Consider the following 11,565-nt stretch of genomic DNA (forward strand, 5'->3'; position numbering starts at 1 on the left):
TCAGGCCAGCTTGTCGCCCGGGCGTCGGAGCGCCAGTCCCACGGCCACCGCAGCCATGGGTGCCACGTCCATGATGAACGCGGGGTCGAACTTCCGGTTGTCCACTTCAATCTTGCGGAAGGGGTTGAGGATCTCCACCGGCACGCCAGTGCGCGCTTCAATGGTCTTGAACAGCGCGGGAATCTTCGCCGTGCCGCCCGACAAGTAGACCTTGCTGAAGTTCGAGTCAGCGGCGGTGCCCGCGTAGAAGTCGAGCGAGCGCTGGATTTCACCGGCCACCTGCTCAGCCACGCTGGAGAGCACCCGCTCAACGTCCTGCGGCACCACGGCGTCGGCGTCCGCGCCGTTGCCACCAATCTTCAGAGCCTCAGCCTCCTCGTAGGAGACGTTCAACTGCTTCTGAATCTCCTCGGTGAACTGGTTGCCACCGATGGTGACGTCGCGCGTGAACACCGTCGCGCCGTTGGAGATGATGTTGATGTTCACCACCGAGGCGCCCGCGTTGATGAGCACCACCGTCTCGCGGTCCGGCACGTCGTAATTGACGGAGAACATGTTCTGGACGGCGAAGGCATCCACGTCCACCACCACCGGGGCCAAGCCGGCCTCGGAGACCACCGTGGTGTAGTCGTTGATCATGTCCTTCTTGGCGGCCACCAGCAGCACGTCCATCTGCCCCGTGGCGTCGTTGCCGCCGCCGTCGAGGATCTGCGTGTCGATGTTCACGTCCTTCACATCGAACGGGATGTACTGCTCCGCCTCCCACTGGATGCTCTCCTCAAGCTCGTCCTGGGACATGCGGGGCATCTGAATCTTCTTGATGATGACCGAGTGGCCGGACACGCCAATGGCCACGTCCTTGCCCTTGACCTTCAGCTCGGACATCAGGTCCTGCACGGCCTGGACAATGGCCGTGGAGTTCATCAGCGCGCCGTCGACGATGGCCTCAGGAGGCAGCGGCTTCATCCCGAAGCTCTGCAGCGCGTAGATGACCTCGCCGCGCTTGCGCTGCTCCTTGAGGAGAATCATCTTGATGGACGTCGATCCGATATCCAGGCCGAGTACCAGTTTGCCCTTCGCCATGCGTGACTCCGTCGAGAGGCAGCCAGCGTAGCACTGGCCGTCAACCCCTCCTAAAAAGTGCCTGGAACCCGCCTGCCCTCCGGACGGACGGGAGCCCCACACCATCAACAGCGCCGGGCCCCTCAACACCGTCGCGGAGGCCCGATTTTCCGGCCTCCGGCGCGTTCCGTCAAATGCCGGCCGGTGCGTCCAGTTACCGGACAGGGTTTTCGTCTCAACCCCGCTCCGCCTCGGCGTCCGGATCGATTCCGTACTCCTTGATTTTGTAGAGGAGTGCCCGGTGACTGATGTCCAGTAACTCCGCCGCCCGCGTGCGGTTTCCCTTCGTTTTTCGCAGGGCGGCCCGGATGTAGGCCTCCTCCATCTCGCGGATGGCCCGCTTGAGCGACAGGTCGCCACCGCCCTGTAGCACCTGGCCTGCCGGCGTCGCGCCCATGGGGCCGGGTGGGGGCGCGGCCCACAGCCGATCGGGCAGATTGGCCGGAAGGATGAGCGGTTCGTCCGCCAGCAGCACGGCGCGCTCCATGGCGTTCTCCAGCTCGCGCACGTTGCCCGGCCACGCGTAGGACAGCAGGAGCGACTCAGCCTCCGTGGACAAACCCGCCACGGGAGGATCGCGGTTCAGCTCGCGGTTGAAGCGGGAGATGAACGCCCGCGCCAGTAGGGGCACATCCTCGCGTCGCTCTCGCAGCGGCGGGACGCGGAGGTTCACCACGTTGAGCCGGTAGTACAGGTCCTCGCGGAACTCCCCCTTCGACACCAGCCGCGAGAGGTCTCGCAGCGTGGCGGCCACCACACGCACGTTCACCTTCTCGACGCGGTTCTCCCCCACCGGCCGGATTTCGCCTTCCTGGAGGACGCGCAGCAGCTTCACCTGGGCGGACAGCGGCAGCTCGCCCACTTCATCCAGGAAGAGGGTGCCTCCATCCGCTTCCGAGAAGAGGCCGCGCTTGGCGGTGCGCGCATCGGTGAAGGCGCCCTTCGCGTGGCCGAACAGCTCACTCTCGATGAGGCCAGACGGTATGGCGCCACAGTTGACCGCCACGAAGGACATGGGAGCCCGAGGGCTGCGCACGTGCAGTTCCCGGGCGATGAGCTCCTTGCCCGTGCCGCTCTCTCCACTGATGAGCACGGTGGTGTCCACTGGAGCGAGCCGGCTCACCTGCCGAAGGAGCGCGTGCAGCGCGGGGCTATCTCCGAGGATGTGCCCTTCAGGCGCCGAGGGCAGGCTGGTCTGCTTCAGCCGCCGGTTCTCCCGGACGAGCCGCTCCCGCTCCTCCGCCTTTCGGAGGACGAAGACAATTTCATCGGGCTTGAAGGGCTTCTGGACGTAGTCGAATGCGCCCGCGGCAACCGCTTCCAGCGCCTGCTCCTGCGAGCCATAGGCGCTCATCACCACCGCGGTCAGACCCGGATGTGCGGCCAGCGCCTCGCGAAGGACGGTGAGGCCGTCCTTCTTCGGCATGCGCACGTCGCACAGGAGCACGTCGTAGTCGCGAGCGGCCAGCTCTCGCAGGGCATCCTCTCCGTCCGCGACCGCGCGTACGTCATAGCCGCGGTCGGCGAGCACGAGCGTGAGGATGTGGCGAATGGAGGGCTCGTCGTCGGCGACGAGGATGGTGCGGAACAGGGGCATGGCCGTCTCCGGGCATCATCCCCCACCGGCGCGGGAGCCGGTAGCTCCCGGCCGCGGAAGACGCGCCTTTTCCTCAGGGTGCGGGCAAGGACACAGTGAAGCGGGCACCGCCGCCCGGAATGTTCTCCGCCTCAAGCCGGCCCCCCATGACCTGGGCCAGCCTCTGCGATACCGCCAGTCCCAGTCCCGTCCCTTCCCGCCCCTTCGTCGTGAAGAAGGGCTCGAAGAGGCGGGGCATGACGTCCGCGGGGATGCCCGTCCCGGTGTCCTCCACGGCCAGTCGGGCCTCGTTTGCCTCCCGCCGGCTGGAGACTCGCAGCGTCCCCTGCCCCCCCATAGCCTGGGCCGCATTGAGCAGCAGGTTGATGACAATCTGTGACAGCGGCCCGGCATCCGCGCGGGCAAGCAGCCCCCGCTCCAGCCCGAGCTCCACCGTCACCCCGGACAGCTCGGGCGCGGCGCGGACCAGACGCACGCACGTCTCCACCACTGCCCCCACCTCCACTGGCCCCAGCGAGGTCGACCCGGGACGCCCCAGGTCCAACAGGCCCCGGATGATGAGGTCGATGCGCTGCACCTCGTGGTCGATGCGCTCCAGGAAGTCCTTCAGCTCGGGCGTGTCCGCCTTGGACCGTGCGAGGGCCACGTAGCCGAGGATACCCGCCAGTGGGTTTCCCACCTCGTGCGCCACACCCGCGGCCAGCCGCCCCACCGTGGCCAGCCGCTCCGACGCCACCAACTCGGTCTGCGTGCGAGCCAACCGCGCATTGGACTCGCGGAGGGATTCCATCTGCGCTCGCGTAAGCGCCTGCTCCTCGCGGAGCGCCTCCGCCATGCGCTGAAGCGCACGCTGAATGCGCGACACCACGGAGCCCCCATGGGTCGGGACCAGGTGAGGGTCCAGCTCCAACCGGCCGAACTGCTCCACCACGGCCTCGGTGCGGCGCAGCGGACGGCCCACCATCAAGTCCAAGACCACGTAGGTGAGCACCGTCAACGCGACAAGGTCCAACCCCAGGACCACGGGAAGGACGCCCCGCACCCGCGACAGCAGTTCCTCTTCCGCGCTGCCCTCCGGCACCCACCGGCGGACTGCATCCAACAGCCGGAAAAGCACCGGCTGTACGGAGAGCCAGGTGAGTCCCGTCGACAGCGAGCCCAACAGGAACGCGACGCTGGCGAGACGCCACTTCATCGCATCCCTGCCCGGCTCACGGCAGGCCGCCCAGCATCATCGCGATGTCCGAAGGAAGGATTCGGGACAGCCAGGGGCCCAGCAGCAGCAACTCCAACCCCGCGAGCGCCAGCCACGGTCCGAAGGGAATGCTGGTGCGATCGGGAACCCACTCTTCCTCTTCTCCCTCCTCGTCCAGCGGCGCGTCGGGAATGGGCTGGACCAGGAGGCACACGGGCACCAGCAGCAGGCGCTTCCAGAGCGGGAGGCCGGGCTGCATGAACTCCCAGCTCATCGTGAGGGGAGGCACCTCACCTTCGGCCTCTTCCGGAGCGTTCTCCGCCCGAGGCCCGGCCCGGCCCGTCAGCAGCAGCATCATGATGCCCACCAATGCGCCCTGCATGGAGGCGAACAGGAGGACGCCCAGCAGTGAACGCCAGGTTAGGAACGCGCCCAACATGGCCACCAGATACTTGTCCCCTGCCCCCAATGCCTCTCGCTGGAAGACCTTCCAGCCAACGTATTCCATCAACCGGAAGGACAGGAAGCCCACCACCGCGCCAATCAGGGCGTCACGGACGAACTCCGTGCCCAGAGGGATGGCGAGCATGACGCCCGCAAGCATTCCCGACACCGTCATGGACAGCGGTAGAATCCAGTGGTCCAGGTCGATGAAGGCGAGCGACACCAGCAGGGACACGAGCACCAGCGCGGGCACTAGTTCGTACGTCCAGCCGAAGCGCCGCAGGCAGGCGAAGTAGAGCAGGCCAGTGAGCAATTCCACCAACGGGTAGCGCACGGAGATGGGCGTGGCGCACCCCCGGCAGCGCGCCCGCAGCGCCAGCCACGATAGCAACGGAATGTTTTCGTACCAGGCCAGCACGTGCCCGCACTTGGGGCACCGCGAACCCGGACGAACGATGCTCTGGTCCAGCGGAACCCGCGCGATGACAACGTTGAGGAAGCTGCCCACGCACAAGCCGAGCACGAACAGGAACACGGCGAACAGGGGCCCGAAGTATCCCGGCAGGGAGGAATGCGTCACAGGGGACGCATCCTACCCGAGACTCAGCGGAAGTCGCGCCGCTCGAACACGAGCACTGCCAGCACGCAGAAGAGCGCGCCCCACCCCAGGGCATAGAGGGTGGCCGTACCAAGCTCGGCCGCCGTCACCTCGATCGCGTAGGTGGCGCGTGGCCGGAAGTTCAGCCGCTCCAGGTTGGGCAGCGCGTAGTAGGTGGCCTTGCTGACCCACTGCACGAGTTCGCTCTGCGACTTCACGCCAAGGTTGTAGATGTCCGCACAAAGGTGGCCCGCGAAGTACAGGCCTGTCGTCACCAGGGCAGACACGAGCTGGCTTGCGAAGGTGGACAACAGGAACCCGGCGCTGGTGAGCACGAACAGCTCCAGGTACAGCCCCCAGAGTGCGGCCAACTGCGGCTGGGTGATAGGTGCACGATGCAGAACGAGTTCCACCCAGAACAGCAGCGTCATCGCCACCAGCAACACGCCCAGGGTGAGCATGTTGCCCGCCAGCCGCGCCAGCAGGAAGCGGCTGCGGGACAACGGCTTGGAGACCATCAGGAAAATGGTTCGCCGCTCGATTTCGCGGCTGATGAGTCCCGACGACAGATAGATGGAGAGGAAGACGAGCAGCAGACTCATCACCCCGAGGCCGAAGTCCGTCACCACCCGATCAAAGGTGCTGACGGTGACCTCGGTGACGAGCGTGGTGGCAAAGAGCAGTAGGAGCGCGAAGGCCGCGACGAGCACAGTCACCCGGTTGCGACGCGCCTCGCGGAAGCCGTTCCACGCCATGGCGGCAAAGGCACCCATCACTGAATCTCCCCGCCTACCGTCTGCCCACCCGCCTGCTTCATGGCGTCCAGGAAGAGGTCTTCCAGGGAGAAGCGCGCGGGCTGCACCCGGCTGACTCGCCCCCCCTTGGTGATGACGGCCTGAAGCAGACCGTGTGACTCGGCGTCAGGCACTCGCAGCAACACCCGGCTGTCCAACTGCTGCGCGTGCTCGTATGTGAACCCCAGGGACTGAACCTGCTCCAGTGGCAGACCGTGCACCACCATCTCCACGGAAGGCGCCTTTGCGGACACCAACTCCTGCACGCTCCCTTCCTGAACGCGCTTTCCGCCCACCAGCACAACCACCCGGTCGCAGAGCGACTCCACATCCGAGATGATGTGGGTGCAGAAGAGAATGGTCGTTCCCTTGGCGCGCTCTGCGAGGATGATGTCACGCATCTGTCGGCGCCCCAGAGGGTCCAACCCAGAGGTAGGCTCATCCAGGACCAGTAGGCGGGGGCTGCTGATGAGCGCCTGAGCCAACGCCGTGCGCTGCACCATGCCCTTGGAGTAGCGGCGAATCTGCAGGTCAGACGCGCGTCCCATACCGACCTCGCCGAGCACTCGCTCTACGCGCTGATCCAGGTCGTGGCCGCTCATTCCAAAAATGCGCCCAGCCAGCGTCACGAACTCACGCCCGGTAAGGTACTCGTAGAGCGAGGGATTCTCCGGCAGGAACCCCACCTGCCGCCGCACATGCGGCCTGTCCGGCGACTCACCAAAGAGCAGCGCCTGCCCCTCGGAGGCACGCACCAGTCCCATGAGAATCTTGATGGTCGTGGACTTACCTGCCCCGTTCGGTCCCAACAGCCCGTAGACCTGTCCTGGTGCGATTTCCAGGTCCAGGCCCTGGAGCGCCTTCACCTGCTTGTTGAGGAAGAAGCCCACCCGGTACGTCTTGGACAACCCACGAATGGACACCGGCAGGCTCACTGCGGACGAGGGAGTAGTGCTCATGGCCCATCCTCCGGCGCATCGACCTGAATGCCACCTGCTTCGAGGTCCTCGCGCAGTTCCTTCTTCTTTGCGTCGTCGTACATCTCCAACCTGTAGAGTCCGGAAGTGGAGCGAGCGCGCCCCCGTCGGTCAATGAAGAACTGGCCTTCCAGGGGGTCTTCGGGCAACGCCTTCAAATAGCCCGCGCTCACCAAGGCTGGGACTGACTGGGGACGCTCGCCTCGGTCTTTTCGGAAGGCCTCGACGGCATCGTCAATCTGCGTGAGCAGTCGTTCGCGCAAGAGTTCCTTGATGCGGTGCTCGTAAAAGGCCCGCGACTCGTCATCCTCGGCACTGTCACGCAGCATCTCCGCCATATACAGGCCTGACTCGAAGTGGCCAGCCTGCGCATACAAGCGCGTGGCCAACTGCGGCAGATATCGCGGGGTGTCCGGGAACTTCGACAGCGTCATGAGCAAGTCGGCCGCCGTCTTGTAGTCACGGTCGTAGGTCATCTTGTTGTACGCCAACTGGAACAGGAAACGGCGGTCGTCCGGGAACTCGACCAGCCCCTTGGTCAGCAGCCGGGATGACAGCTCCGTGTTCACCCATTGCTCGCGCCCAAGGTTGAACGGCGTGGTGATGGCACCCCATTCGTAGACGAACCGGAACTTCGGGTCGAGGTCGGTCGCTAGGTCCGAATAGAAGAACACATCCCGGTATTCGGTATCCGTGTTCGCGCGCCCCACCTGCTGGATGGCTTGAATCCAGTAGAAATCAGCCATCAGCGGCTTTTGCGCCGCACCCAACACTTCAAGCATCTCCCTGCGAGGGAGGATGGGGCCATCCTTCGTCCGCAAAGGTTTGGCTGGCTTGTCGGCCATCAACGCGATGGAGCAGACAGCCAGGCACAGCACCACGATCCGCATGAGCACCCAGGGGGTCCGAAATGGCGAAGGGCCGCCCTCCCCCGAGGGAAGGCGGCCCAAAGAACAGTGGTGCAACCACCGCTCATTCCGCGTCAGGCAAGACTAATCGTCGCAAGCCACGTCGTTACGCGTGTTGTACGGGGTGCCAGAGGAGACGTTGCCTTCCTCAGAGCACGGGCCCGCGACACCGGTCGCCTCGAAGCCGGCGATCACCCAGTCATCATTGGACGACTCGTTGTCCGCATTACCCGAGGCACCCGCGAAGAAGTTGCAGTTGGGGCAGTCCGCCATGGCCGGCAGAACTCCGAAGGTGGCGCTCATGCCGGCGACCGTGGTCGTGAAGGTCGCAACCTCCGGATCCGGGTTCGCGATCTGGGAGTTCGCACCGAACCGGTAGGAGTCGTTCTCGATGCAGGAAAGCGCAGTGGCCGCGACCGCGAGGGTGGCCACATCGCGGACTTCGCAGGCACCACCGGCAGACACGCGGTACGCGTAGCGGTTGCCGCGCTCCGGCGCGAAGCCGATCTCGTTGGCGAAGTTCGAGTAACGGTCCTTCTCGGAGAAGAACGACTTCTGCGCCGTGTACAACGCCTTGAGGTTCGTCTTGGCCTCGGACTGCTTCGAGCGAGCCTGGAACTTGATGAAGTTCGGGATGGCGATGGCCGCCAGGATGCCGATGATGGCGACCACGATCATGAGCTCGATGAGCGTGAAGCCACGGTTGCGGGGGTTGAATCGCGAGACGCGCATGGGGGTCCTCAAGGAAGGTTGCGGCAGGGGGCACTGCGCCCGGGACTGGCGATAGCAGGTGGCGTGCCAGTGCTGGCATCCGCGCCAACTCCGTGAATTTCCTAGACGTGAAGAATCCCGTCCTGGAGTTCAAGTCCAGGGCTGACAAAAATCGGCAGTGACGCTGACGAGAACTGTCGATCAGCCTACGCATCTGCGGGTCCCCCGGACTCCAGGTCATCGGTCAAGCCGTGCTTGGCCAGCCGATAGCGGAATGAACGAAACGAGAGGCCGAGCAGTTCCGCCGCGCGTGTCTTCACGCCTCCCGCCTGTTTCATTGCCGCCAGCAGATAGCGCCGCTCGCTGTCATCCAGATGGCGCTCCAGATTGAAGCCGGCCCCGAGTCCTGGCTCACTCCCTTCCGCAGAACGCGTAGCGGGTTCCGAATCACCCCGCATCGCTGGAGGCAGCGTCGAAGGCCCGAGCAGGTCCGAGTCGGACAATGTGGCGGCCCGCTCCACCATGTTTTGGAGTTGCCGTACGTTGCCGGGGAATGGATACCGCTCCAGCAACACTAGCGCCTCTGACGCAAACCGGAGGCCCGGTCGCCCCAGTTCCTCTGCCATTCGCGAAAGGAAGTAGCTCGCCAGCAGCGAGATATCGCCTGTGCGCTCGCGCAACGGGGGCAACTCCACCGTAATCACGTTGAGCCGGTAGAAGAGGTCTTCGCGGAAGCGCCCTGCCTTCACCTCCGCCTCGAGCCGCCGGTTCGTTGCAGCGATAACCCGCGCCTGGAAGGGAACCTCCGCCGCGCTCCCCACCGGCTTCACCTTCCGCTCCTGGAGAACGCGGAGCAGCTTCACTTGGGTGGCCAGCGGCATTTCCCCGACTTCATCCAGCATGACCGTGCCGTCCCCCGCCGCGACCAACAAACCCGAACGGTCATGGGTGGCCCCGGTAAAAGCCCCTTTCACGTGCCCAAAGAGCTCGCTCTCAAGTGTCCCCTCGTTCAGCGCGGCGCAGTTGAACGGGAGGAAGGGTCTGGCGGCCCGGCTTCCGCGCATGTGAATGGCCCGCGCCACCAACTCCTTGCCCGTACCGCTCTCCCCGGTTACCAGCACGGTGCTGCGTCCGGAGGCCACCTTCTCCACCAGTGACCACACGGCCTGCATCCGAGAGCTCTGCCCCACCGCGCCATCAAGCCCGGGAAAGAGGCGCGCACGAAGCCCGGTGTTCTCCTGTCGAAGCGAGCGCTTCTCCAACGCTTTCTGGACGAGGAGCCGCAACTCTTCGTTATCGAACGGCTTGCAGATGTAGTCGTACGCGCCCTCACGCATCGCCTCCACGGCGGCGGCGGGCGTTCCGTAGGCAGTGATGAGCACCACCTCAGGCGATGCGGGACGCGCACGTGCGGCACGAAGCACGTCGAGCCCGCTACCGGTTCCGAGCTTCAAATCGGAGATGACCAGGTCCACCCCATCCAGGGCCAGCACATCGCTCGCGGCCTTCACCCCGGCCACGCTCGTCACAGCGTACCCCTCCCGCTGGAGCAGCAGCTCTAGATACTCGCGCATGGACAGCTCGTCGTCGACCACGAGGACGTGGCCGCGAGAACCCGCCTCCCCTCCCTGTACCGCCGTCACAGCGGGAGCCCCACCACGAATTCGGTCCCCTCTTCAGGGTTGGAGCGCACACGAATGGAACCGCCATGTGCCCGAATGATGGAGTGCGCCGTGGACAGCCCCAGTCCCGTGCCTCCATCCCGCGTCGTGAAGAACGGCTCGAACAAGTGTCCCATCATCTCCTCCGTGATGCTCCCCCCCGAGTCCCAGATGCGGATTCTCGCCTCCTTCTCGGCCCGCGTCAGTGCCACTTTTACGTGGCCTCGCGGCCCTGCGGCCTGGAAGCCGTTGCGCACCAGATTGATGAGCACCTGGCGGAGCTGATCCGGGTCCACGGAGACCGCCATGGGCTCAGGTGCGGCAACTTCGACCCGCACGTCCCGCGCCAATGGGTCCACGCGGAGCATGTCCACCGTCTCCGTCAGCAAGGACGCCAGCGCTACCTGCTGTAGCACCGGCGTCGGCGGCCGCGCGAAGCGCAGAAAGTCATCCACCAGGCGCGCAAGCCGATCCGCCTCACGAATCAGGATGTTGGTGAGCTTCTGTCCCATTGCATCCTGCGCGTCCTGCGCCAGCAATTGCGCTGAGCCACGCATGGACGCGAGCGGGTTGCGCAGTTCGTGCGCGAGCTGCGCAGAGAGTGCGCCCAGGCTCGCCAACCGGTCCGCGCGCTTGAGGTCATCCTCCATCCGCCGGAGCTGAGTGAGGTCCTGGAACACCATGAGCAAGGCACCAGGCACTCCATCCAGTGGCGTGACGGACAGGCCCAGAATGCGCCGCTTCAGCCCCTTGCCCACCACCAGCTCACTCCGAGGCGAGCGGGGAGCCAACCCGAGTACACCCGGCAGGAGCGCCTCCAAGTCCGTCCCCACAACCTGGGTGGCATCCACCTGGAGAATCAGACAACCCGCGGGATTCACGTAGGTGATGCGTCGCCGCGCATCACACGTCACGAGCCCTGACGGCATGGACGACAGAATCTGCTGCTGCAGTCGCCCCAGCTTCTGGAGGTCCGCCTCGCGAGCGGAAAGGGCGCCACCGGCCACCGAGAGCTGGCGAGACAAATAGCCCGCCAACACGGCGATAAGCACCAGTGCCAGTGCGTTGCTCCCCAGGACGAACATCACCCGGGTCGGAGGCATCAGCCCCCCAGGCACACTCCCAAGGAACCGGGCTCCCATGACCAACGTGGCGAAGCACAACCCGGACGCCGCGGCGGCCCACAACGCACCACGCCGGTCCAAAACGACGGCCGCGCCAATGACCGACAAGCTATAAAGGAACGTCAGGGGCGAATCCGCGCCGCCGCTGAGGTAGACCAGTCCGGTGGCGATGACAACGTCGCCAACGACCTGCACCCAGGCATCGAGCAGCCCACCACGCCCGCGCCGCAGCCTCAGCCCCACCACCAGCGTAGAGACGTACGCGCTGACGATGACTGCGAGCGACAGGGTGTCAGCCCCGCTCGGCTCCTGAGTGGGCTGCAGGAGGAGCCGCGCAAGGGTGATGACGAGCGACAAGCTCGCGGCCACCGTACGGAACAGCACCAGCCATACGAGCCGCGACCTGAACGCGTCCCCCGCCAGGGGGCGCCCTC

The 11,565-nt window shown here is 65.5% G+C and carries 10 protein-coding genes; all 10 read right to left on the reverse strand.

From position 1 onward, the window contains the following. Window positions 1-1,083, reverse strand: a complete 1,083-nt coding sequence (gene pilM, locus OZ403_RS30385; RefSeq protein ID WP_090490332.1) for a type IV pilus assembly protein PilM — start codon at window positions 1,081-1,083, stop codon at window positions 1-3. Between the two features lie 214 nt (window positions 1,084-1,297). Next, on the reverse strand, window positions 1,298-2,719 hold the full coding sequence (locus tag OZ403_RS30390) for a sigma-54-dependent transcriptional regulator (protein ID WP_268782409.1): 1,422 nt from the start codon (window positions 2,717-2,719) through the stop codon (window positions 1,298-1,300). A gap of 73 nt (window positions 2,720-2,792) precedes the next feature. Beyond that, window positions 2,793-3,914 (reverse strand): sensor histidine kinase, encoded by a 1,122-nt coding sequence (locus tag OZ403_RS30395; RefSeq protein WP_268782410.1) that lies wholly within the window; start codon window positions 3,912-3,914, stop codon window positions 2,793-2,795. A gap of 16 nt (window positions 3,915-3,930) precedes the next feature. After that, entirely contained in the window at window positions 3,931-4,938 is a 1,008-nt protein-coding gene (locus OZ403_RS30400) for a prepilin peptidase (protein ID WP_268782411.1), read from the reverse strand. Between the two features lie 23 nt (window positions 4,939-4,961). Next, window positions 4,962-5,729 carry an ABC transporter permease gene (locus OZ403_RS30405; RefSeq protein ID WP_268782412.1) on the reverse strand — a complete coding sequence of 256 codons (768 nt, stop codon included), beginning with the start codon at window positions 5,727-5,729 and terminating at the stop codon, window positions 4,962-4,964. After that, window positions 5,729-6,709, reverse strand: coding sequence for an ABC transporter ATP-binding protein (locus OZ403_RS30410; protein ID WP_268782413.1), 981 nt, complete (start codon window positions 6,707-6,709; stop codon window positions 5,729-5,731). Before OZ403_RS30410 ends, OZ403_RS30405 begins: the two co-directional genes overlap by 1 nt. After that, window positions 6,706-7,617, reverse strand: coding sequence for an ABC transporter (locus OZ403_RS30415; RefSeq protein ID WP_268782414.1), 912 nt, complete (start codon window positions 7,615-7,617; stop codon window positions 6,706-6,708). The genes OZ403_RS30410 and OZ403_RS30415 overlap by 4 nt, the downstream gene beginning before the upstream one ends. 102 nt (window positions 7,618-7,719) lie before the next feature. Continuing rightward, entirely contained in the window at window positions 7,720-8,367 is a 648-nt protein-coding gene (gene pilA / locus OZ403_RS30420) for a type IV pilin protein PilA (protein ID WP_268782415.1), read from the reverse strand. A 185-nt stretch (window positions 8,368-8,552) separates the two neighbouring features. Beyond that, the gene (locus tag OZ403_RS30425; protein ID WP_268782416.1) at window positions 8,553-9,989 is read right to left on the reverse strand and encodes a sigma-54-dependent transcriptional regulator; all 1,437 of its coding nucleotides are present in this window, start codon (window positions 9,987-9,989) and stop codon (window positions 8,553-8,555) included. Beyond that, window positions 9,986-11,518, reverse strand: coding sequence for a two-component system sensor histidine kinase NtrB (locus tag OZ403_RS30430; RefSeq protein WP_268784914.1), 1,533 nt, complete (start codon window positions 11,516-11,518; stop codon window positions 9,986-9,988). Before OZ403_RS30430 ends, OZ403_RS30425 begins: the two co-directional genes overlap by 4 nt. Between the last annotated feature and the right edge of the window lie 47 nt (window positions 11,519-11,565).

The sequence above is a fragment of the Myxococcus sp. NMCA1 genome (assembly GCF_026810205.1).
GTDB classification, from domain to species: Bacteria; Myxococcota; Myxococcia; order Myxococcales; family Myxococcaceae; genus Myxococcus; species Myxococcus xanthus_A.

What these genes read in the sequence shown, in the direction of transcription:
- pilM (WP_090490332.1), bottom strand. Translation starts at nt 1,083, where the DNA reads ATGGCGAAGGGCAAACTGGTACTCGGCCTGGATATCGGATCGACGTCC.
- OZ403_RS30390 (WP_268782409.1), bottom strand. Translation starts at nt 2,719, where the DNA reads ATGCCCCTGTTCCGCACCATCCTCGTCGCCGACGACGAGCCCTCCATT.
- OZ403_RS30395 (WP_268782410.1), bottom strand. Translation starts at nt 3,914, where the DNA reads ATGAAGTGGCGTCTCGCCAGCGTCGCGTTCCTGTTGGGCTCGCTGTCG.
- OZ403_RS30405 (WP_268782412.1), bottom strand. Translation starts at nt 5,729, where the DNA reads ATGGGTGCCTTTGCCGCCATGGCGTGGAACGGCTTCCGCGAGGCGCGT.
- OZ403_RS30410 (WP_268782413.1), bottom strand. Translation starts at nt 6,709, where the DNA reads ATGAGCACTACTCCCTCGTCCGCAGTGAGCCTGCCGGTGTCCATTCGT.
- OZ403_RS30415 (WP_268782414.1), bottom strand. Translation starts at nt 7,617, where the DNA reads ATGCGGATCGTGGTGCTGTGCCTGGCTGTCTGCTCCATCGCGTTGATG.
- pilA (WP_268782415.1), bottom strand. Translation starts at nt 8,367, where the DNA reads ATGCGCGTCTCGCGATTCAACCCCCGCAACCGTGGCTTCACGCTCATC.